Origin of the sequence: Streptomyces sp. NPDC005808, from assembly GCF_042871385.1 — a bacterium.
Lineage (GTDB): Bacteria > Actinomycetota > Actinomycetes > Streptomycetales > Streptomycetaceae > Streptomyces.
In genome coordinates this window covers 163,186-183,870 of sequence record NZ_JBIAIK010000015.1, presented here as the reverse complement: position 1 = coordinate 183,870, position 20,685 = coordinate 163,186, and the positions used below count along the sequence as shown (strand labels likewise).

20 protein-coding genes are annotated in these 20,685 nt (G+C 70.4%); 3 read left to right on the top strand and 17 right to left on the bottom strand.

The features are described from left to right. Window positions 1-247: 247 nt before the first annotated feature. The 7 genes from truB to rimP form a co-directional block, all read right to left on the bottom strand. Complete coding sequence (gene truB, locus ACFYPC_RS29225; RefSeq protein ID WP_388682157.1) at window positions 248-1,153, bottom strand: tRNA pseudouridine(55) synthase TruB; 906 nt, start codon at window positions 1,151-1,153, stop codon at window positions 248-250. Continuing rightward, entirely contained in the window at window positions 1,150-1,620 is a 471-nt protein-coding gene (gene rbfA, locus ACFYPC_RS29220; RefSeq protein ID WP_388682153.1) for a 30S ribosome-binding factor RbfA, read from the bottom strand. Before rbfA ends, truB begins: the two co-directional genes overlap by 4 nt. A gap of 100 nt (window positions 1,621-1,720) precedes the next feature. After that, window positions 1,721-2,014: a DUF503 domain-containing protein gene (locus ACFYPC_RS29215; RefSeq protein ID WP_388682150.1), complete on the bottom strand. Its 294-nt coding sequence runs from the start codon at window positions 2,012-2,014 to the stop codon at window positions 1,721-1,723. A gap of 276 nt (window positions 2,015-2,290) precedes the next feature. Beyond that, window positions 2,291-5,473, bottom strand: coding sequence for a translation initiation factor IF-2 (gene infB, locus ACFYPC_RS29210; protein WP_388682147.1), 3,183 nt, complete (start codon window positions 5,471-5,473; stop codon window positions 2,291-2,293). Between the two features lie 147 nt (window positions 5,474-5,620). Then, window positions 5,621-5,899: a YlxR family protein gene (locus ACFYPC_RS29205; RefSeq protein ID WP_385731165.1), complete on the bottom strand. Its 279-nt coding sequence runs from the start codon at window positions 5,897-5,899 to the stop codon at window positions 5,621-5,623. Window positions 5,900-6,013: 114 nt separating this feature from the next. Next, window positions 6,014-7,012, bottom strand: coding sequence for a transcription termination factor NusA (gene nusA, locus ACFYPC_RS29200; protein WP_365428567.1), 999 nt, complete (start codon window positions 7,010-7,012; stop codon window positions 6,014-6,016). Between the two features lie 2 nt (window positions 7,013-7,014). After that, window positions 7,015-7,605 carry a ribosome maturation factor RimP gene (rimP, locus tag ACFYPC_RS29195; RefSeq protein WP_388682144.1) on the bottom strand — a complete coding sequence of 197 codons (591 nt, stop codon included), beginning with the start codon at window positions 7,603-7,605 and terminating at the stop codon, window positions 7,015-7,017. A gap of 277 nt (window positions 7,606-7,882) precedes the next feature. On the opposite strand from rimP, the gene ACFYPC_RS29190 reads away from it, so the two are divergent. Genes ACFYPC_RS29190 through ACFYPC_RS29180 form a run of 3 tightly spaced genes read left to right on the top strand, consistent with a single transcriptional unit; the run spans window position 7,883 to window position 9,885 of the window. Then, window positions 7,883-8,431 (top strand): hypothetical protein, encoded by a 549-nt coding sequence (locus ACFYPC_RS29190; RefSeq protein ID WP_388682141.1) that lies wholly within the window; start codon window positions 7,883-7,885, stop codon window positions 8,429-8,431. Further along, window positions 8,428-8,937 carry a ferritin-like domain-containing protein gene (locus ACFYPC_RS29185; RefSeq protein WP_388682138.1) on the top strand — a complete coding sequence of 170 codons (510 nt, stop codon included), beginning with the start codon at window positions 8,428-8,430 and terminating at the stop codon, window positions 8,935-8,937. The genes ACFYPC_RS29190 and ACFYPC_RS29185 overlap by 4 nt, the downstream gene beginning before the upstream one ends. A 27-nt stretch (window positions 8,938-8,964) precedes the next feature. Then, window positions 8,965-9,885 carry an aminoglycoside phosphotransferase family protein gene (locus ACFYPC_RS29180; RefSeq protein WP_388682135.1) on the top strand — a complete coding sequence of 307 codons (921 nt, stop codon included), beginning with the start codon at window positions 8,965-8,967 and terminating at the stop codon, window positions 9,883-9,885. Window positions 9,886-10,021: 136 nt separating this feature from the next. Here ACFYPC_RS29180 and ACFYPC_RS29175 read toward each other — a convergent pair whose 3' ends face one another. From ACFYPC_RS29175 to ACFYPC_RS29130, 10 genes are all read right to left on the bottom strand, one after another. After that, window positions 10,022-10,249, bottom strand: coding sequence for a ferredoxin (locus ACFYPC_RS29175; protein WP_388682132.1), 228 nt, complete (start codon window positions 10,247-10,249; stop codon window positions 10,022-10,024). Window position 10,250: 1 nt separating this feature from the next. Next, window positions 10,251-11,468: an NADH-ubiquinone oxidoreductase-F iron-sulfur binding region domain-containing protein gene (locus tag ACFYPC_RS29170; protein WP_388682129.1), complete on the bottom strand. Its 1,218-nt coding sequence runs from the start codon at window positions 11,466-11,468 to the stop codon at window positions 10,251-10,253. Then, on the bottom strand, window positions 11,465-12,094 hold the full coding sequence (locus ACFYPC_RS29165; protein WP_388682126.1) for a ferric reductase-like transmembrane domain-containing protein: 630 nt from the start codon (window positions 12,092-12,094) through the stop codon (window positions 11,465-11,467). Before ACFYPC_RS29165 ends, ACFYPC_RS29170 begins: the two co-directional genes overlap by 4 nt. Continuing rightward, a complete protein-coding gene (locus tag ACFYPC_RS29160; protein WP_388682123.1) occupies window positions 12,091-13,281 on the bottom strand; it encodes an FAD:protein FMN transferase in 1,191 nt (396 codons plus the stop codon). Before ACFYPC_RS29160 ends, ACFYPC_RS29165 begins: the two co-directional genes overlap by 4 nt. Next, window positions 13,278-13,583: a hypothetical protein gene (locus ACFYPC_RS29155; RefSeq protein ID WP_388682120.1), complete on the bottom strand. Its 306-nt coding sequence runs from the start codon at window positions 13,581-13,583 to the stop codon at window positions 13,278-13,280. The genes ACFYPC_RS29160 and ACFYPC_RS29155 overlap by 4 nt, the downstream gene beginning before the upstream one ends. Window positions 13,584-13,744: 161 nt before the next feature. Then, window positions 13,745-15,436, bottom strand: coding sequence for a proline--tRNA ligase (locus ACFYPC_RS29150; protein WP_388682117.1), 1,692 nt, complete (start codon window positions 15,434-15,436; stop codon window positions 13,745-13,747). A gap of 80 nt (window positions 15,437-15,516) precedes the next feature. Continuing rightward, complete coding sequence (locus tag ACFYPC_RS29145; RefSeq protein WP_388682114.1) at window positions 15,517-16,086, bottom strand: GNAT family N-acetyltransferase; 570 nt, start codon at window positions 16,084-16,086, stop codon at window positions 15,517-15,519. Between the two features lie 108 nt (window positions 16,087-16,194). Continuing rightward, window positions 16,195-17,043 (bottom strand): GNAT family N-acetyltransferase, encoded by an 849-nt coding sequence (locus tag ACFYPC_RS29140; RefSeq protein ID WP_388682110.1) that lies wholly within the window; start codon window positions 17,041-17,043, stop codon window positions 16,195-16,197. A gap of 332 nt (window positions 17,044-17,375) precedes the next feature. Continuing rightward, a complete protein-coding gene (ispG, locus tag ACFYPC_RS29135; protein WP_388682107.1) occupies window positions 17,376-18,533 on the bottom strand; it encodes a flavodoxin-dependent (E)-4-hydroxy-3-methylbut-2-enyl-diphosphate synthase in 1,158 nt (385 codons plus the stop codon). Between the two features lie 176 nt (window positions 18,534-18,709). Further along, a complete protein-coding gene (locus ACFYPC_RS29130; protein ID WP_388682104.1) occupies window positions 18,710-20,620 on the bottom strand; it encodes a recombinase family protein in 1,911 nt (636 codons plus the stop codon). Window positions 20,621-20,685 lie beyond the last annotated feature (65 nt).

Here is a 20,685-nt window from a genome sequence, read left to right as displayed (position 1 = left end):
TCCCCGCCGCGCTCCTGCTTTCGACGGTAGGCGCGGGGTGATCAGCGGGACAGATCGCCTGTCGAACGCGCCCCCTTCCGCCCCCCTGCTTCACTCCGAGCGCCTGCCCGATGGAGTGAAGAGGCGAGGGCGGATGGATAGACCCTTGGTTGGGGGAACCGAAGGGGGACCGTGGAGCGGCGGGCACGAGACCCCGTGACCGCCGCTCCACGGGCGGGCTCGACAGAGCGATGCGGGACTGTCGGCGTCAGCCGAACACCGCCAGGCTCTTCGCCTTGCCCTTCTGGTCCTCCACCAGTGCCAGGAACCGCCCCGCCGGGTCGAAGACCGCGACAGCTCCCCGCCCCGCGTACTCCTCGGGCATCTCCAGGCGTACGCCGTTGAGGAGCAGCTTCGCCCGTGCGTCGTCCACGTTCCAGCGCGGGAACGCGGCCGCGGCGGCGTCCGCGACCGGCATCACGGTCAGTTCCTGCTGGAGCTGGTCGAGGGTGCGCGCGGAGTCGAGCTTGTACGGGCCGACTCGGGTGCGGCGCAGCGCGGTGAGGTGACCGCCGACGCCCAGGTCCGCGCCCAGGTCACGGGCCAGTGCCCGGATGTAGGTCCCGGACGAGCAGACGACCGACACCACCAGGTCGAGCACCGGTGTGCCGTCCTCGGCGACTGCGTCACGGACGTCGTACACCGCGAACGACGAGATCCGCACCGGGCGGGCCGGGATCTCGAAGTCCTCGCCGTCGCGCGCCCGCTTGTACGAGCGCACTCCGTTGATCTTGATGGCGCTGACCTTGGAGGGCACCTGCATGATGTCGCCGGTCAGCTTGGCGATGCCGGCGTCGACGGCGTCCCGCTTGATGCCGGACGCGTCCGTGGACGAGGTGATGTCACCCTCGGCGTCGTCCGTCAGGGTGTTCTGCCCGAGCCGGACGGTCCCCAGGTACTCCTTCTCGGTGAGCGCGAGGTGTCCCAGGAGCTTGGTGGCCCTTTCGACGCCGAGGACGAGTACGCCCGTCGCCATGGGGTCGAGGGTGCCTGCGTGACCGACACGGCGGGTCTTGGCGATCCCGCGCATCTTGGCGACCACGTCGTGCGAAGTGAAGCCCGACGGCTTGTCGACAATGACAAGTCCGTCGGGCGTCCGGTGCTTCTCGGTCATCCGGTGGCGTCGTCCGTCTCATCGGCGTCGTCCGGCTCTTCGTCGGACTCCGGCTTCTTGTACGGGTCCGCGTCACCGGCGTACTTCGCGCCGGAGGAGACCTCGCGCACCTTCTCGTCCGAGGCCCGCGCCTTGTCGAGCAGGTCCTCGATGGTCTTGGCGGTGTCCGGCAGGGCGTCCGCGACGAAGGCCAGCGTCGGCGTGAACTTCACGCCCGCCGCCGCGCCGACCGCGGAACGGAGCACGCCCTTGGCGCTCTCCAGGCCCGCGGCGGCCTCCGCCCGTGCCTGGTCGTCCCCGTACACCGTGTAGAAGACGGTCGCCTCCCGCAGGTCACCCGTGACCCGGGTGTCCGTGATGGTGACGTGGGTGCCGAGCCGCGGGTCCTTGATCCCGCGCTGCAGCTTCTGGGCCACCACCTCTCGGATGAGGTCCGCCAGCCTCTTAGCCCGCGCGTTGTCGGCCACTGGTCCGTCTCCTTCTTCGCCTTGCTTGTTCCGTCAGTCTTCGTCAGACGCGGCCGCTGTTGTGAGTCGTCGTCTGTTTCGTCAGACGCCGTCGCTGTCGTCAGTCGTCGTCCGTGTGGAGTCTGCGCCGTACCGACAGCAGGTCCACCTCCGGTCGTGCCGCGACGAGCCGTTCACACCGGTCCAGTACGTCGGTGAGGTGCGCGGTGTCTCCGGAGACCACCGCGAGGCCGATCTCGGCCCTGCGGTGCAGGTCCTGGTTTCCCGTCTCCGCCACGCTCACCGGGTACTTCCGCTGAAGTTCGGCGACGATCGGCCGGACGAGAGCGCGTTTCTCCTTGAGCGAGTGGACATCGCCGAGGAGCAGATCGAAGGACAGCGTCCCCACATACATGTGTAGCCGGATGTCCCGCCGGTACGGGATAGATGGCCTGCCAATGCGCTTGGCAGGGACATCAGAACCGTACAACGAAGCTCCGGCTCGCTCGACGGGGTTTTTCGCCCCCGCCGCCCCTACCCGTCCCATTCTCCTGGGGCTGCGCCCCAGACCCCCTCGGTTGTTCTTCGGCTGACGGCCGGTGGGGGCTTGTCGCGCAGTTCCCCGCGCCCCTCAAAAGCGGCGAGCTGGCCGGCGGTGACAAGTCACCGCCGGCCAGCTCACACAACCGCTTTACGAGCGCGGCTTCTCGCGCATCTCGTACGTCGCGATGACGTCGTCGACCTTGATGTCGTTGAAGTTTCCGAGGTTGATACCGCCCTCGAAGCCTTCGCGGATCTCGGTGACGTCGTCCTTGAAGCGACGCAGCCCGGAGATGTTGAGGCTCTCCGCGATGACCTTGCCGTCGCGGATGAGGCGCGCCTTGGTGTTGCGCTTGACCTCTCCCGAACGGACCAGGACACCGGCGATGTTGCCCAGCTTGGACGACTTGAAGACCTCGCGGATCTCCGCCGTGCCGAGCTCGACCTCCTCGTACTCCGGCTTGAGCATGCCCTTGAGGGCCGCCTCGATCTCCTCGATGGCCTGGTAGATCACCGAGTAGTACCGGACGTCGACGCCCTCGCGCTCCGCCATCTGAGCCGCGCGGCCCGCGGCGCGGACGTTGAAGCCGATGACGATGGCGTCGGAGCCGGTCGCCAGGTTGATGTCCGACTCGGTGACCGCACCCACACCGCGGTGCAGGACACGGATCTCGACCTCTTCGCCGACGTCGAGCTGGAGCAGCGAGGACTCGAGAGCCTCCACCGAACCGGACGCGTCGCCCTTGATGATGAGGTTGAGTTCCTGCACCAGACCGGCCTTGAGGGCCTCGTCCAGGTTCTCCAGGGAGAACCGGACACCCCGGCGGGCGAAGTTGGCGTTGCGCTCACGCGCCGCGCGCTTCTCGGCGATCTGACGCGCCGTACGGTCCTCGTCGACAACCAGGAAGTTGTCGCCGGCGCCCGGGACGTTGGTGAGACCGAGGACGAGGACCGGGGTCGAGGGACCCGCCTCTTCCACGTTGTCGCCCTTGTCGTCGAGCATCGCTCGGACACGGCCGTACGCGTCGCCGACCACCATGGTGTCGCCGACCCGCAGGGTGCCTCGCTGGACCAGGACGGTCGCGACGGCGCCGCGGCCCTTGTCCAGGTGGGACTCGATCGCAATACCCTGCGCGTCCTGCTCCGGGTTGGCCCGCAGGTCGAGCGAGGCGTCCGCGGTGAGGACCACGGCCTCCAGGAGAGCCTCGATGTTGAGGCCCTGCTTGGCGGAGATGTCGACGAACATCGTGTCGCCGCCGTACTCCTCGGCCACCAGACCGAACTCGGTGAGCTGACCGCGCACCTTGGTCGGGTCGGCGCCCTCGACGTCGATCTTGTTGACCGCGACCACGATCGGCACGTCGGCCGCCTTGGCGTGGTTCAACGCCTCGATCGTCTGGGGCATCACACCGTCGTTGGCCGCCACCACGAGGATCGCGATGTCGGTCGACTTGGCGCCACGGGCACGCATGGCGGTGAACGCCTCGTGGCCCGGGGTGTCGATGAAGGTGATCCTGCGCTCTTCACCGTTGACCTCGGTCGCCACCTGGTACGCGCCGATGTGCTGCGTGATACCGCCGGCCTCGCCCGCGACGACGTTCGTCTTGCGGATGGTGTCGAGGAGTCGGGTCTTACCGTGGTCGACGTGACCCATGACGGTCACGACCGGCGGACGCGCGACGAGGAACTCCTCGCCACCCTCGTCCTCGCCGAACTCGATGTCGAAGGACTCGAGCAGCTCGCGGTCCTCCTCCTCGGGGCTGACGATCTCGAGGACGAAGTTCATCTCGTCCGCGAGGAGCTTCAGCGTCTCGTCGGAGACGGACTGCGTGGCAGTGACCATCTCGCCGAGGTTCATCATCACGCCGACGAGCGACGCCGGGTTGGCGCCGATCTTCTCGGCGAAGTCGGTGAGCGAGGCACCGCGCGACAGGCGGACGGACTGTCCGTTGCCGCGAGGCAGCATGACGCCGCCGACCGACGGGGCCTGCATGGCCTCGTACTCCTGGCGCCTCTGCCGCTTCGACTTGCGACCACGACGCGCGGGACCACCGGGACGACCGAAGGCGCCCTGTGTGCCACCACGGCCACCGGGACCACCCGGACGACCACCGAAGCCGGGACGACCGCCGCCACCGCCACCGGGACCACCGGGACGACCGGCGAAGCCACCGCCGCCGCCACCGGGACCACCGGGACGACCGGCGAAACCGCCACCGCCGCCACCGGGACCAGCCGGACGACCGGCGAAACCGCCACCGCCGCCACCGGGACGACCGCCACCGGCACCGCCGGGTCGACCGCCGCCGGCACCGGGACCACGGCCGCCACCGGGGCCACCGCCGCCCGGACGCGGGCTGCCCGCAGCGGGACGCTGCGGCATCATGCCGGGGTTCGGACGGTTACCACCGGGGCCGCCACCGGGACGCGGAGCGCCACCCTGCGGACGAGGCATGCCGCCCGGGGTCGGACGGGCACCGCCCGGACCGCCCTGCGGACGCGGAGCGCCGCCGGGACCGCCCTGCGGACGGGGACCACGGTCGCCACGGTCCTGACCCGCGCCCTGCGGACGCGGAGCGCCGGGGGCGCCTGCGCCACCCGGGCGCGGGGCACCACCCGGACGGGGCGCCTGGGGGCGCGCCATACCGGTGGAGCCACCAGAGGTGAACGGGTTGTTGCCCGGACGCGGACCGGCCGGACGAGCACCGGGACGCGCGCCCTGGCCACCCGGACGCGGTGCGCCCTGACGGTCGGGGCGGTCGCCACGCTCGGGACGGTCCGTCCGCTCGGGACGGTCGCCACGACCCTGGCCACCCTGGCCGGGACCGGCCGGACGGGCACCGGCAGGCTTCGGAGCGCCGGGACGGGCGGCAGCCGGACGAGCGGCGCCGGCGGCCGGAGCCGCGGGAGCCGACGGGGGCGCCGTGAACTCGGCGGCGACCGGAGCCGGAGCCGCCGGAGCGGGCTTCGGCGCGGGCTTGGGACCCGGACGCGGGCCCGAGGCCGGAGTGGACGGAATGACCGGGGTGACCGGAGCGGCCTCCGCGGGCGTCTCGGCCACGGCCGGCTTGGGGGCCGGCGGGCGCGGGGCTGCCGGACGGGCGGCCTGCGCGGGAGAAGGCGCACCAGGCTTGGCGGGCGCGGCCTTGCGCGGCGCCGGCTTGCCGCCGCCGTTGCCCTGCTGGAGGGCATCTGTCAGTTTGCGTACTACGGGCGCCTCGATCGTCGAGGACGCTGAACGGACGAACTCACCGAGTTCCTGGAGCTTGGCCATGACGACCTTGCTCTCAACCCCGAACTCCTTGGCGAGTTCGTATACCCGGACCTTAGCCACTTCGCTCCTTTTAGGTCCGGGTTGCGTCCGGACCGTCGCTACTTCATGGGCGTACTCATCGCGTGCTCATCGAGTGCTCATCGCAATCTCGACCTACTTCCAACTCGCGGGGTACCAGGGCCGCACGGGGGTTCCGTGCGACACGTCTTACGGTGTTACCTGCTCGACGTAGTGGCGCAACGCCTTGCTGTCGAGCGGTCCCGGGACGCGCAGCGCCCGTGGGAACGCCCGGCGGCGGACCGCCAGGTCGAAACAGACCAGGGCGGGGTGTACATACGCACCCCGGCCGGGCAGCGTACCGCGATGATCGGGGACACATTCACCCTCGACCGCCACGATGCGCAGCAGATCCTTCTTGGCCGCTCGCTCCCGGCACCCCACACAGGTGCGTTCAGGGCATGCGCGGGCTCGCGTCCGGCCAGACACTCTTCAGTCTACCTCCCCGTACCGACCTCACCCCTTTGGGGCGAGAACCGAACGGTTGTTGTCGTGATCTGAGCCACCTGCGGCTTGGATCTTTTCCCCGGCCTGTTCCCGGGTCTATTCCCCGCGCTGCTCGGCGGGCTGTTCGGTGTCCGGGCGGATGTCGATCCGCCAGCCCGTGAGACGGGCGGCGAGCCGGGCGTTCTGCCCTTCCTTGCCGATCGCCAGCGACAGCTGGTAGTCGGGGACGGTCACGCGCGCGGAGCGGGCCGCGAGGTCGACGACCTCGACCTTGGAGACGCGGGCGGGGGACAGCGCGTTAGCCACCATCTCGGCCGGGTCGTCCGCCCAGTCGACGATGTCGATCTTCTCGCCGTTCAGCTCGGCCATCACGTTGCGCACCCGGCTGCCCATCGGGCCGATGCAGGCGCCCTTGGGGTTGAGCCCGGACCGGGTGGAGCGGACGGCGATCTTCGTACGGTGGCCCGCCTCGCGCGCGATGGCGGCGATCTCGACGGACCCGTCGGCGATCTCCGGCACCTCGAGGGCGAACAGCTTCTTCACCAGGTTGGGGTGCGTGCGGGAGAGCGTCACGGACGGGCCGCGGACGCCCTTCGCCACCCGGACGACGTACGAGCGCAGGCGCAGGCCGTGCGTGTAGGTCTCGCCGGGGACCTGCTCCTGCACGGGCAGGATGGCCTCCAGCTTGCCGATGTCGACAAGGACGTTCTTGGGGTCGCGGCCCTGCTGCACGACACCGGTGACGATGTCGCCCTCCCGGCCGGCGTACTCGCCGAGCGTCGCGTCGTCCTCGGCGTCCCGCAGGCGCTGCAGGATGACCTGTTTGGCGGTGGTCGCGGCGATACGGCCGAAGCCGGACGGGGTGTCGTCGAACTCGCGCGCCTCCTGCCCCTCCTCCAGGTCCTCGGGGTCCTCCTTCGCCCACACGGTCACATGACCGGTCTCCCGGTCGAGCTTCACGCGCGCGTGCCGACGGCTTCCCTCGGTGCGGTGGTAGGCGATGAGGAGGGCCGACTCGATCGCCTCGACCAGCAGGTCGAAGGAGATCTCCTTCTCCCGTACCAAACCCCGCAGGGCACTCATGTCGATGTCCACGGCTACGCCTCCTCTGCGTTCTCTTCGTTCTCTTCGTGCGCGTCGTGCTCTTCACGCACGTCCTGCTCGTCCTGCTGTTCGTCTTGCTCGTGCTGGTCGTCGGGCTTGTTCTTGCGGTTGAACTCGACCTGGACGCGCGCCTTGGCGATGTCCTCGAAGGCGAGCCTCTTGGCGGTGGGCTTGCGCCCCTTCACGCCGGGCACCTCGACGTCGACTCCCGTGTCGTCCACCTTCAGGATCCGGGCGATCAGCTCGCCGGCCCCGGAGGCTTCGGTCAGCTGGAACTTCACCAGGCGGTCCGTGGCACGTACGTAGTGACGGTGCTCCTTGAGCTCACGCTCGGCACCGGGGGTTCCGACCTCGAGGGTGTACTCGCCCTCGCCCATCGCGTCGCTCTCGTCGAGCTTCGCCGAGAGCGCGCGGCTCACATCGGCGATCTGGTCCAGGTCGGCACCCGTGTCCGAGTCGACCACGACACGCAGCACCCGCTTGCGCCCCACCGAGTCAATCTCGACCTCTTCGAGATCGAGTCCCTGAGAGCTGACGAGCGGTTCCAGCAGTTCTCGCAGCCTCTCGCTCTGGGTGGTGCTCATCCGGGTGACTCCTCGGCCGCGTGTGCTGTTGTGGGTAGGTCTCGCGTGTCAGGTCAAAGGGTATCCGGTCGCCGGGGGTGTTGCCGTCCATCGTGTCGTGGCCGGAGGAGCGGCACTCCCCAGGTGACAGGAACGGGCAGGGGTGGCAGGAGCGAAACAAACCGGCCGAACTCCGTGGCCGGGGAGAGCCGCTGGCGAGCGATCGGGCAGGGCGCGGGTACCGTGATCACGGGCGTGCAGCCCTCCCTTTCGTACAAGCCTGTCGAGGACGTCTCCCGTGCCGTTCACCCCGCCGTCGCGCACCCGTTCGGGCCCGCGCCGAAGGACCCTGCTCGCGTCGGCCGCGGGCGCCTTCGCGCTCGCGGGCTGTTCCGCCCCCGAGTCGTCCACCGACAGCACCGGCGGGAGCCCCTCGGCCGCCGACCGGGCACGCGCGCGTGCGGCTCGCGACAGCCAGGCCCTCGCGGAGCAGTACGCGACCGTGATCACCGCCCACCCTTCCCTGGCGGAGCGCCTGCGCCCGCTTCGGGCGGAGGTCGTACGGCATGCGGCGGCGTTCGACACCGGGAAGCCCGCGTCGGCATCGGCATCTCCGACCGCCTCGCCATCCGTGTCGCCGTCCGCCTCGGTGTCCCCCAGCGCCTCCCCATCCGTACCGACCGACGAAAAGGGAGCCCTCGCCGACCTCGCGGCGGCCGAGCGCACCTTGGCCGACCAGCGCGCGAAGGCCCTGCTGGACGTCCCGGGAGAGCTGGCCCGACTGCTGGCATCGGTCGCGGCGGCGGGGGCGGCGCACGTGTATCTGCTGACGGAGGGGACAAAATGACCGCCACCAAGGCCACCGAGAAGGCCGAGGACACCGAGGAAGCGGAGGAAGCCCAGGCGGCTGAGCTGAAGGCCCTGCAGGCCGCGCTGAGTGCCGAACACGCGGTCGTCTACGGGTACGGCGTGGTCGGCGGCAAGATCGACGAGCCGCGCAGGGCCGAGGCCAGGGCGGGGTACGACGCCCACCGGGCGCGGCGGGACGAGCTGGCGCGGGCCGTGCGGGACCTGAGCGGCGAGCCCGAGGCATCCGCGGCGGCGTACGCCCTGCCGTTCCAGGTGAAAAACTCCGCCGCGGCCGTGCGTCTCGCGGCCGAGCTGGAGGAAAGGGTCGCCGGCGCGTACTCCGATCTCGTACGGGCCTCCACGGGAGACCAGCGGAGCACGGCCGCCGAGGCCCTGCGCGAGGCGGCGGTGCGGGCGGTGCGGTGGAGCGGCGAGAGCGTAGCCTTCCCTGGGCTCGCCGAGCGGGCGGCCACTCAGTCGACGTCGGCGCCCTCACCGACGTAACGCCACCTGGAAGGGAACCACTCGCGCATGGCTTTCGAACCGCCGCGACGTCTCGTACGGGCGCTCGGCGAGATGCAGCGCAATGGAGCCGGCGGTGCCGAGGGAGCCGGCGACTGGCTGGACAAGCTTCCTGTGCTGGCTCAACAGGCGGTTGATCTACGCGAGTTGACCGTGGAGCGGGTGCAGTCGCCCGGCGGGCGCAGCAGTCTGGTGGTCCTGGTCCGGCAGGCGGACGGTACGCCGGCGGTGCTGAAGCTGGCGCCCGAGCGGGCCCGCCCGGAGAGCGAGCGGGCCGCGCTCGCCCAATGGGACGGCCGGGGCGCGGTGCAGCTCCTCAACCCCGGCGACGCGCAAGGCGTTCTCCTGCTGGAACGGTTGCAACCCGACCTGTCCGTGCGCTCGCTGCCCGAGCCGAAAGCCCTGCTGGAGGCGGCCGGCACGCTGCGGCGGCTGTGGGTCGAGCCGCCCGCCGGGCATGTCTTCGAGACCGTCGCCGAGCGGACCGGGCGCCAGGCCGAGGCGATGCGGGCGTCGGCCCGCGAAGACGCGGAGGTCGTGGCCCTGGTGGACGCGGCGCTCGCGGCCCGGGAGGAGCTTCTCGTGGACCCGCCCGAAGAACGCCTGTTGCACGGCACCTTCCGGCAGAGCAAGGTGCTCGCCGGTGAGCGCGTGCCGTGGCTGGCCGTGGGTCCCGACCCGGTGGTCGGCGAGTGCGCCTTCGATCTGGCCCGGCTCGTCCGTGACCGGGTGGAGGACCTGATCGCGTCGCCCTCGGGGTCCTCGACCACGCGTCGGCGGGTGAAACGGCTCGCCGAGTCACTGGACGTGGACCAGGAGCGGCTGCGGGGCTGGACCCTGTTCCGGGCGGTCGAGTCGGGGGTACGGGCGCGGCGGGTCGGACGTCCGCAGGACGCGGAGCTGCTGCTGGAGTTCGCGGGCTGGCTCTGAGCCCGCCCCCTTGTGGTTCTCAGGGGTCTGAGTCCCCCTGTGGGTCCCAGGGGTCTGAGCCCCGCTGTGGTTCTCGCGGGTCTGAGTCCCGCTGTGGTTCTCGGGGGTCTGAGTCCCGCTGTGGGTCCCAGTGGTGCTAACTCCCTTGCGCCGGGGCGAGTCTGAGGGCGAGGACCGGGCAGTCGGCCGCGGCTCTTCTGGCGCGTTTCAGGGTCCTGCGAGGGAGCGGGCCCGGTGCGAACAGGGGGTAGCCCCACTCGTCGAGCGCGATGTGCTCGGGGAGCAGTTCCGCGCAGAGGCCGTGGCCCTTGCAGGCGGTCCAGTCCACGTCGAGTTCCATGTCGGCTTCCATGTCGGCTTCCATGTCAGCTCCGGTTCTCCGGGACGCGCAGCAGCGGGCGGCGGTCGGTCGCGGTGCAGCGGCCGGTGGCGTGGGCGTCGAGTTCGGCGGCGAAGGCCGTGAACGCGCTGCGGACCAGGCGGACGGTGCCGTCGGGGTGGTGGCAGGCGCCGCGGCCCTCGACGAGCCCGGCCCAGCGGGCGATGTCCGGCCGGCTGGTGCCCTGCGGGCCGGGTGCGGCCAGGGTCTGGAACGCGGCGGCTATTCGGGGCAGGCCGTTGAGGCAAGGCCCGCACTGACCTGCCGATTCCAGGGCGAGGTAACGCAGCACGTGCGCGGTGTCGGCGAGGCCGCAGCGGTCGGCGGGCAGCGCGATGAGGACGCCCGCTCCGAGATCGGCGGCGCTCAGGGTACGGGTCGCGGCCTCGGCGGCGGTGAGCCAGGTGCCGTGGTATCCCCCGGTCAGCACCGCGCCGACACCGTCCAACGGGAGCAGTCGGTGCAGCGGCATCCCGAACGGCGCCTCCACGACGCGTACCTCCCGGCCCGGCGCGTACACCGTGCACAGGGCGCTGCCCGGCTCGGCCGGCGTGCCCGCCGAGCGGAACCAGTGGGCGCCGTAGCGGGCGATCAGGGCGAGGTGGGCCAGCGTCTCGACGTTCTGGACGAGGGTCGGGGCCCTGTGCACGCCCTGCTCACGGACAGGGGGGTGCTGGTCGCGGGGCAGAGCGGCCAGCCCCGAGAGGTACTGGGCCAGGGCCGACGACTGGCCGGAGAGGAAGCGCTTCGGGACTCGTACGACGCGCACGGGCAGCGGGTCGTGGCGCTCGGCGAGCGCCCTCTCCAGGGGAGTCGCACCGTCCTCGACAGCGAGGTACGCCTCCCCCGCGCCGATCGCCTCGGCCGCCAACTGGATTCCGTCCAGAACGAGATGGGGTGAGAGCCGCAGCAGCGTCCTGTCCTTGTGGCTGGCGGGTTCGCCCTCGGCGCCGTTCGCCACGACGACCGGGGCGCGGCCCGCGCGGCGGCTCGCCTCCGCGACTGCCACCACTTTGCGGTACGTCGGAAACGCCGCGCCGCCACGGCCGGTGAGCCCGGACTCGGCGAGCGTGTGCAGCAGGTGCGCCGGGTTGCCGTACGCCACCGGGCCGTAGCGCTGCTGGTGGGTGACGTGGCCGGCCGGGGTGCCGCCGGGGGCGAGCAGGCGGGGTGACATGTAGATGTCCGTGAAGGTCATGGTCATGAGCTGGCTCCCGCCCTTGTGCGGAGTTCGGCTGCACGGAGTTCGGCTGTACGGCCTTCAGCTGTGTGGAGTAGAGCCGCCGGCGTGCGCCTCGACTCACGGGTCGCGTGGGCCACGCGGATGCCGAAGGCCGTGAGTGCGGCAGCCACGCACGAGATGGTCAGCCACAGCATCCAGGTGGCGCCGGAGTCCGTGCCGATGCCGATGCCGTGGATCAGGGCGACCGGCCAGGAGGCGTACGCCAGCCAGTGGACGGCGCGCCAGGTGCGGAGGCCGATCCTCGTCCGCAGCAGGCTGGTAACCAGGACCGCGAGGATCAGGTCCAGGGCCACCGTGCCCAGGCCCAGCCAGAGGGGCTCGTAGGCGGAGGCGAAGGGGACAAGGACGTCCACGACGGTGATGTTGACGTAGCTGTCCACGACGGCGGCTGTGATGTGCAGGGCCAGGAAGGCGAGGGCGGAGAGGGAGAGGGTGCGGTGGAGGGTTACGGTGCCGAAGCGGGGGAGGCCGGGGAGTCGGGCACGTAGCCGTACGGCTATGCCAAGCAGGACGACGATCGTGAACAGGACCAGGCAGATCGCGCCTGTGGCTCGGTTGGCGTACCAGAGGATCGCGGAGTCGGTCATGCCGCGGCCTCGGAGGTGGCTGAGGTCCAGGGCTTTTCGCCCCCTCCGCCCCAGCCCGTCCCATGTACCCGGGGGCTCCGCCCCCAGATCCCCGCATCACGCCGAACGCGCTCGTCCTCGAACGCCGGACGGCCTGAAAGATCTTCCCTGGCCGAAGCTGAAGAGTGCAGCCCCAACGGGTGAGCTGGGGATCGAGGTGGCACCACCTCCTCCTCGAACGAGGCCGGCCGGGCTGTGAGCGCCCGTCCCGGATCAGAGGGGGGTGTCGGCGTCGGCCAGCCCGGTGTCGTGACCACCGTGCCGTCGTTCGCCACCAGCCGCGCCGGGAGGCCCAGGTGGGTCAGCCAGCGCTCCGCGCCCGCGCCCTTCACCAGGGCCGCCGTGCTCGCCGCGTTGGCGTCGGCGCAGGTCGCTGCCGCTACGGAGACCGTGCGCCACGGGGTCTCGGCGGGCAGACCGGTGCGTGGGTCGAGGATGTGGTGGAGGTGGTGAACCCCTCGGCGCCAGCGGCGCACGGTGGTACCGGAGGTGGCGAGACCGCCGCCGCGGATCCCGATCGTGGCGTACGAGCCGGCCGCCGGGATCTCGGCCACGGCACCGGTGGCGTCCTGGACGCGGATGCGCCACCCGCCGTGCGGTGGTTCGCCCGCGACGGCCGTGTCGCCGCCGAGGCTGACCAGGACTCCGCAGCCGGCAGCCTCCGCGAGCATCGCCGCCGCCCTGTCGGCGGCCCATGCCTTCGCCGTGGCGCCGAGGTCGAGGCGGATCCCTGCCGGGACAGTGACCGTGTTGGTCGCGCGGTCCAGGGTCACCCGGCGCCGGCCGGGGGCCGGGCGCACGGTGAGCCGCACGGGCCGTCCGTGGTCCTGGATCAGTTGGAAGTCGCGGTCGTAGCCCAGGGCGTTCATCGCCGAGCCGAGCGTCGGGTCGACGGCTCCGTCGGTCGCCTCCGCGGCGCGCAGCGCGACGGCCAGGGCCTCCGCGAGCAGCGGGCTGACCTTGACCGGGCGGCCCTCGGTGCCGTCGAGCGCGGCCAGTTCCGAGTCCTCGCGGAAACGGCTGCACGTGGCGTCGACCTCGGCGAGAAACCGGGCGAGCAGCAGGTTGCAGGAGTCCAGCAGGGCCGGGTCGGTGGTGACCAGGCGGACGCTCGTGCCGAGGGCACGCCAGTCGGCGGCGGCGGTCATGACGCCCCCGAGGTGGAGTCGGCCGAGCCGCCGCTGCCCGCGGAGGTGGGATTGTCGGGCGGCGCATGAAGCCTCGAGCCCGACGAGAAAGAAGAAGACGACGAAGAGTCCGAGGACGAACCCGTCGAACTCGACGAGGAGTCCGTGGCCCCGCTCGCCGCCGTGTCCGCGTCCGCGTGCATGGTGCCGATCAGGGCGAACAGCCCGGCAGCCGCCGCCAGTGTCACGGCCGCTGCCACCGCCGCCGTACGCCGTGTCCCTCTGCGGACCGCCTCGGCGGCTCCCCAGTCGCTGCCTGTCATTGGCTGCTCCCCTCCGAATGACGCGCTGTCACGTCATACGGTCGGGGAGCAGCCTGAGAGATGCCTGTCAGACGACCCTAGGGCCGAGAAGAAGTCTCTGAGAGACTTCTTTGATTTCAGACTTCGAGCAATCGAAGAGCCGCGGAAGGGTAAATCGGGGGTTACGCCGTCAGGCGAGCGATTGCCTCGTCCACCGTCAGTTCCTCGCGCTCGCCGGTGCGGCGGTCCTTGAGTTCCACGACGCCCTCGGCCGAGCGCCGCCCGGCCACCAGGATCTGCGGTACGCCGATGAGCTCGGCGTCCGTGAACTTCACGCCCGGCGAGACACCCGCGCGGTCGTCCACGAGGACGCGGACACCGGCCGCGGCCAGCTTCTCCGAGACGTCCAGGGCCAGCTCGGTCTGAAGCGCCTTGCCCGCTGCCACGACATGCACGTCGGCCGGAGCGATCTCCTTGGGCCAGCACAGCCCCTGGTCGTCCGCCGACTGCTCGGCCAGGGCCGCCACCGCGCGGGAGACGCCGATGCCGTACGAGCCCATGGTCACGCGGACGGGCTTGCCCTGCTGGCCGAGGACGTCGAGCTGGAAGGTGTCGGCGTACTTGCGGCCGAGCTGGAAGATGTGGCCGATCTCGATGGCACGGTCCAGCTTGAGGCCGGTGCCGCAGGACGGGCAGGGGTCGCCCTCCTCGACCACGACGACGTCGAAGTAGTCGTCCACCTCGAAGTCGCGGCCGGCGACGACGTTCTTCGCGTGGGTGTCGGCCTTGTTCGCGCCCGTGATCCAGGCGGTGCCGGGGGCGACGCGCGGGTCGGCGATGTAGCGGACCTTCTCCAGACCCTGCGGGCCCACGTAGCCGCGTACGAGATCCTCGCGGCCCTCGAAGTCCTCGGCCGTCACCAGTTCCACGACGGCGGGCGCGAGGTGCTCGCCCAGCTTGCCGAGGTCGACCTCGCGGTTGCCGGGGACGCCCACCGCGACGATCTCCCCGTCGACCTTGACCAGGAGGTTCTTGAGGGTGGCGGAGGCGGGGACGCCGAGGAGCCCGGCGAGGGTCTCGATGGTCGGGGTGTCGGGGGTGTCCAGCTCCTCGACCGGGCCGTGCTCGCCGGCCACGGGCGCCAGCGCGAAGGTGACCGCCTCGGTGTTGGCCGCGTAGTCGCAGGCCGGGCAGTCCGCGAAGGTGTCCTCGCCGGCGGCGGCGGGTGCGAGGAACTCCTCCGAGGCCGAGCCGCCCATCGCGCCGGAGACGGCCGACACGATGCGGTAGTCCAGGCCCAGGCGCTCGAAGATCTTCTGGTAGGCGGCGCGGTGGAGTGCGTACGACTCCGCGAGGCCCTCGTCCGTGGTGTCGAAGGAGTACGAGTCCTTCATCTGGAACTCGCGGCCGCGCAGCACACCGGAGCGCGGGCGGGCCTCGTCCCGGTACTTCGTCTGGATCTGGTAGAGCATGACCGGCAGGTCCTTGTACGAGGACGCCTGGTCCTTCACGAGCAGGGTGAAGATCTCCTCGTGGGTGGGGCCGAGCAGATACTCGGCGCCCTTGCGGTCCTTGAGACGGAAGAGCAGGTCGCCGTACTCCTGCCAGCGCCCGGAGGCCTCGTACGGCTCCTTGGGCAGCAGGGCGGGGAGGAGGACCTCCTGCGCGCCGATGGCGTCCATCTCCTCCCGGACGACCCGGGAGACGTTGTCGAGAACCTTCTTGCCCAGCGGCAGCCAGGACCAGATGCCGGCGGAGGTACGGCGCACATAGCCGGCGCGGACGAGCAGCTTGTGGCTGAGCGTCTCGGCGTCCGCCGGGTCGTCACGCAGTGTCTTGACCATCAAACGGGACATGCGCTGGACCTGGGCCATGATCGTTGACTCCTGCTGCTCAAGGGTGATGGCAAGGAGGTTAGCCGGGGGCCCGCCGTCCCCGGAAATCCGTTTCCCCGTCAGCGGCGCCGGAGCGGCAGCGGGGCGCCCATCACCGCGTACGGCTTCGGCGCGCTGGGAAACAGAACCTGCCTGGCCAGATCCTCGTAGCCCAGTGAGTGGTACAGGCCTCGGGCCGGGCTGTCCGTGTCGATGGCGGAGAGGATCGAGCGGGGTTCGGCGGCGGCGTCCGTGATGGTGGTGATCAGCGCGCGACCGACACCCCGGTTCTGGAAGTGCGGGTGCACATGCAGTTCGGTGATCACGAAGGAGTCGTCGAGCCAGCCGTCCTGGCCCTGGCCGCGCAGATACGGATCGACGACGGTGGACCACCAGTGCGTACGGTCGTTCGGCATGCCGTAGACGAAGCCGACGAGCCGCCCGTCGACGGTGGTCGCGCCGAGCGCGCGGGCTCCCGGACAGCTCAGGTGCCGCAGCACGATCTGGCGTCGTACGGCGATCTCGTCGGCGCCGAGCCCGAAGGCGAGGGCCTGCACGGCGAGCGCCTCGTCCACGCGCGCGGTGAGATCCAGCGGGCCGATGACCACGTCGTCGGGGTTGTGGGGGCCCTGACCGGGAAAGCGCAGCATGTCGGGGAGACTACAGGTCACGTCCGGGGCTCAGAACTGCCCTCCGGCACGCGTCCGGAACCGGACGGCCGGCAAGAAGGCCGGGCTGGAACCGGGCTGGAACCGGGACTAGAAAAGGACGCTCATGAATGCGCCGACTTCCGTGAAGCCCACCCTCTGGTAGGTGCGCCGCGCCGCCGTGTTGAAGTCGTTGACGTACAGGCTGACGACCGGGGCGACGTCCGCGAGGGCGTAGCGCAGGACCGCTGCCATGCCCGGGGCCGCGAGGCCCTGTCCCCGGTACTCGGGGGCGACCCAGACTCCCTGGATCTGGCATGCCCGTGTCGTGGCGGCGCCGATCTCGGCCTTGAAGACGACCTTGCCGTTTCGGTCGAGGCGGGCGAACGAGCGGCCGGAGCCGACGAGTTCGGCCACGCGGGCCTGGTAGAGCAGGCCGCCGTCACCGGCGAGCGGCGAGACCCCGACCTCCTCGGTGAACATCGCCACGCACGCCGGCATGATCGTCTCCATCTCGTCCTTGCGGATGCGGCGGACGTACGGATCCGGGGCGATGTCGGTGGGGAGCCGGTCGGTGACCATCAGGGGCTGGTGCGGCCGGACGTCTCGGGCGGGGCCCCAGTTGGGTTCGAGGAGGCGCCACAGCTGGGCGGTGGCCTCGGCGGGGCCGACGATCGACGAGCAGCGGCGGCCGGCCCTGCGGGCGCGGTCGGCGAAGCCGCGGACGGCTCGGGGGGTTGCGCAGATCGGCACCAGGTTGGCGCCGGCGTAGCAGAGGGACCGCAGCATGCCGTCCTCGTACCAGCCCCACATCTCGCCGCCGAGGCGCCAGGGGTCGAGGCCGGCGATCTGGACTCTGGACGCGACGAAAGCATTCGTGACCGGCTCGCGGTCGAGGACGGCGAGCGCGGCGTCCAGGTCACTCGGTTCGAGGACCCTTGTGGTGGTCTGCGTCAACACGTGCGGGGGCCTCACCAAACGGATCTGCTGATCTCCGCACTGTACCTGCCACGGTTGTGACGCGCCGCCCCGTTGGGGTGGGGAGGGTTTTTCGCCCCCTCCGCCCCTGCCCGTCCCTTGTCCCTGGGGCTCCGCCCCAGACCCCACCAGGGGGCGCTGCCCCCTGGACCCCCGCTCCTCAAACGCCGGAGGGGCTGAATCTTTCCCCGGCCGGCACTAGAAGTTTTCAGCTCGTCCGGCGTTTGACGACGAGCGCGTTCAGCGCGAAGCGGGGGCCCGGGGGCGGCAGCCCCCAGAAACGGGACGGGAAGGGGCGGAGGGGGCGAAGGAAATCAGCCCGCCACCGACACCGACGGCTCGCCGGAAGCGACTCCGTCCGCCTCCATCTGCTCGGCGATCTTCAGCGCCTCCTCGATGAGGGTCTCGACGATCTTGGACTCGGGGACGGTCTTGATGACCTCGCCCTTGACGAAGATCTGTCCCTTGCCGTTGCCGGAGGCGACGCCGAGGTCGGCCTCGCGGGCCTCGCCCGGGCCGTTGACGACGCAGCCCATGACGGCGACGCGCAGCGGGACCTCCATGCCGTCGAGGCCGGCGGAGACCTCCTCGGCCAGCTTGTAGACGTCGACCTGCGCGCGGCCGCAGGACGGGCAGGAGACGATCTCCAGGCGCCGCTGCTTGAGGTTCAGCGACTCCAGGATCTGCATGCCGACCTTGATCTCCTCGACGGGCGGGGCCGACAGGGAGACGCGGATCGTGTCGCCGATGCCCTCGCTGAGCAGTGCTCCGAAGGCGACAGCCGACTTGATCGTGCCCTGGAACGCCGGACCGGCTTCCGTGACGCCGAGGTGGAGGGGGTAGTCGCAGGCCGCCGAGAGCTGGCGGTAGGCGTTGACCATGACCACCGGGTCGTTGTGCTTGACCGAGATCTTGATGTCGCGGAAGTCGTGCTCCTCGAAGAGGGACGCCTCCCACAGGGCGGACTCGACGAGCGCCTCGGGCGTCGCCTTCCCGTACTTCTGGAGGAGCCGCTTGTCCAGCGAGCCCGCGTTGACGCCGATCCGGATCGGGGTGCCGGTGTCCTTGGCGGCCCGCGCGATCTCCTTGACCTGGTCGTCGAACTGCTTGATGTTGCCCGGGTTCACACGTACGGCCGCGCAGCCGGCGTTGATCGCCGCGAAGACGTACTTCGGCTGGAAGTGGATGTCCGCGATGACGGGGATCTGGGACTTCTTGGCGATGACCGCGAGGGCGTCGGCGTCGTCCTGGGTGGGGCAGGCGACCCGGACGATCTGGCAGCCGGACGCGGTCAGCTCGGCGATCTGCTGAAGCGTGGCGCCGATGTCCGACGTACGCGTCGTCGTCATCGACTGCACCGAGACGGGTGCGTCTCCGCCCACGGCCACGGTTCCGACCTGGATCTGCCGGGTCTTGCGGCGCTCGGCCAGCTTGGTCGGAACGGACGGCATGCCGAGAGAAATCGCAGTCATCTGCTGTGCAACCCCAAGTTGTGGATCAAGGTCCCGGAATCGTGGGCTCCAGGCTTCGAGATTACGGCACGGGCACGGGCCGGGACACATCCCGCAGGTAAACGTACTCATTGGTGGGCGGCCGGGCATGGTGGCCGTCCGGGGAGGACATGCTCCCCGGACGGCTGTGGAACTCCTCAGGACGCCCGAGCGGCGTCCAGGTCCGTGTGGATCACGAGGGAAGGGACAGCAGCGCGCTCAAAAACCGGGCTGCCCTCTCCCTCCTCGTTGAGCAGCCGCATGATGTCCGGCCACACGCCGTCCGCCAGCCATGTGCGCTGCCTCAGACGAACCTTCGCAAACTTGCCGAACCTCTCCGGAAGGTCGGGCCAACGGATTCCGGTACGCAGGCGGTGCAGCATCCCCATGAGAGCCGCCCGCAGGTTCAACGGTGACCGGAAGTGGTGAGCCGGATACTTGGAGCGGAGCAGCCGGTCAACGTGTTCCCATTGACCGTCCGTGGGGTCGGTCGGGACCGGCGTCCCAGTGCGTTGATGCCACTCGGTCGTGGAGCACTCCCGCCCTTCTCGTGACCGGAACGTGGGATCCACGATTTCAACACGCACGTCGGCCAGCTCGACCACACGACGCCGATCGGACGGTGGGAGAGTCCGAATGTCCGGGGTGTCCGATGCAAAAACAGCTTTCAGCCGCGCATCCTTGTGACCCAGATCCTCGAGTTCACGCAGCCAGTCACGCGCATGAGCCAGGATCCGGCCGAACACCTGCACGTCCGATTCGAGCTGACGCGTCGCAGCCGCGACGACAAGGTCTCGCTCAGCCCGGCTCCGCAGCGCTTCGAGCTCCTCTCCGCACCGCGCGACGAGCCGGTCCAGCGACCTCGCCCGCTCGATCTGCCCGATCGACGTCGTCACCACCTCCGGGAGAGACGACAGCGTCGGCCTACTGCTCGGTGGCATCGAGGCGAGCAAAGCATTGACGCGCGTCGCCACCTCGTCCTCCACGTAATCGGCTAGAAGGAAGACACACCCGCATGCGACAGAACCTTGCCACCCGAGACAGCGGTAGGTACGAACCCCGTCCTTACTACGGAAGCAACCGACGTACGGCAGCCCGCATTGGCCATGGATGCGCCCGGTGAGCGGGTACTCCCCATTGGGATTCTTTCGCGGTCTGGCGAGCTTGACCAGCGCCTCCTGAAAGGCCTTGATCCGATCCGCCGAGAGAATCGGAGGCAGTGGGATCACCACACTCTCGCCATGCAGAGGGCGCCCGTCACCGCCCAGTCTGGTGCAGTGGTCACCCCACTGCTGATCAAGACGGCGAAAGACCACCTCCCCGAGGAAAGTCCCGCTCCGTAGCCGCCTGACCAGGTTCGAAGGCCTCCAGCGCTTGCCACTTCGAGTCAAGATGCCTCGATCGTTCAGCTCATCCGCCAGGCCCTGGAAGCCACACAGTCCGCCGATCACGAGGTCGGCGATGAGCCTCACCACACTCGCTTCGGCCGGATCTACTTCGAGAGTCGACCCGAATGCCCCCTTGCCGCTGATCCTGTAGCCGTACGGGGCCGGACCACCCGGCCACCCACCGTCGACCGCCTTCAGCTGCCGACCCGCCTGGGTGCGCGCGAGAATACGCTTGTAGTCCGCTTCCACGCCCTGCGCCAGCCCGTCTACCGTGAGCCATCGCTCGATGCCGGGCTCACCAAGAGGCTCGGTGCAGCACTCCACCCGCGCCCCGGCATCCTCGATCTGCCAGATGCAACGCCAAATGGCAGCCGCAGTCCGCCCCAGCCGGTCGAGACGATGCACCAGGACCAGCTTCACCCGCCCTGCGGCGATGTCTCCGAGCAGTGCGTCGAATCCAGGGCGTGAATGCGTCGAGCCCGATTCGCCAACATCCTGGCGCCCCTCAACAAAACGCCACTGCGGCCGCTGCTCCACGAACGCACGGATGGCCTGCTCCTGGACGGGGATCCCGTACCTGCCCCGCTGTTCAGTGGTCGAGACCCGCATGTAGGCGGCGACGTCAGCGGTCTCCGCGTCCCTGTCCTTGCCATCTGCGCGCGGCGCAGTACCTTGCTGCATGTCAGTCCTTTCCAGACTGGCCAGACCCCAGGGTGTTAGCGCACCGCTGGGGTCACCCATGAACA

Bases quoted from the DNA above. Each gene is read 5' to 3' on its own strand.
- ACFYPC_RS29185 (WP_388682138.1), top strand. From the start codon at position 8,428: ATGACCGCCACCAAGGCCACCGAGAAGGCCGAGGACACCGAGGAAGCG.
- truB (WP_388682157.1), bottom strand. From the start codon at position 1,153: ATGACCGAGAAGCACCGGACGCCCGACGGACTTGTCATTGTCGACAAG.
- ACFYPC_RS29145 (WP_388682114.1), bottom strand. From the start codon at position 16,086: ATGCTGCGCTTTCCCGGTCAGGGCCCCCACAACCCCGACGACGTGGTC.
- ACFYPC_RS29165 (WP_388682126.1), bottom strand. From the start codon at position 12,094: ATGACCGACTCCGCGATCCTCTGGTACGCCAACCGAGCCACAGGCGCG.
- ACFYPC_RS29215 (WP_388682150.1), bottom strand. From the start codon at position 2,014: ATGTATGTGGGGACGCTGTCCTTCGATCTGCTCCTCGGCGATGTCCAC.
- ACFYPC_RS29150 (WP_388682117.1), bottom strand. From the start codon at position 15,436: ATGGCCCAGGTCCAGCGCATGTCCCGTTTGATGGTCAAGACACTGCGT.
- ACFYPC_RS29180 (WP_388682135.1), top strand. From the start codon at position 8,965: ATGGCTTTCGAACCGCCGCGACGTCTCGTACGGGCGCTCGGCGAGATG.
- ACFYPC_RS29160 (WP_388682123.1), bottom strand. From the start codon at position 13,281: ATGACCGCCGCCGCCGACTGGCGTGCCCTCGGCACGAGCGTCCGCCTG.
- ACFYPC_RS29175 (WP_388682132.1), bottom strand. From the start codon at position 10,249: ATGGAAGCCGACATGGAAGCCGACATGGAACTCGACGTGGACTGGACC.
- ispG (WP_388682107.1), bottom strand. From the start codon at position 18,533: ATGACTGCGATTTCTCTCGGCATGCCGTCCGTTCCGACCAAGCTGGCC.
- ACFYPC_RS29170 (WP_388682129.1), bottom strand. From the start codon at position 11,468: ATGACCATGACCTTCACGGACATCTACATGTCACCCCGCCTGCTCGCC.
- ACFYPC_RS29155 (WP_388682120.1), bottom strand. From the start codon at position 13,583: ATGACAGGCAGCGACTGGGGAGCCGCCGAGGCGGTCCGCAGAGGGACA.
- ACFYPC_RS29130 (WP_388682104.1), bottom strand. From the start codon at position 20,620: ATGCAGCAAGGTACTGCGCCGCGCGCAGATGGCAAGGACAGGGACGCG.
- rimP (WP_388682144.1), bottom strand. From the start codon at position 7,605: ATGAGCACCACCCAGAGCGAGAGGCTGCGAGAACTGCTGGAACCGCTC.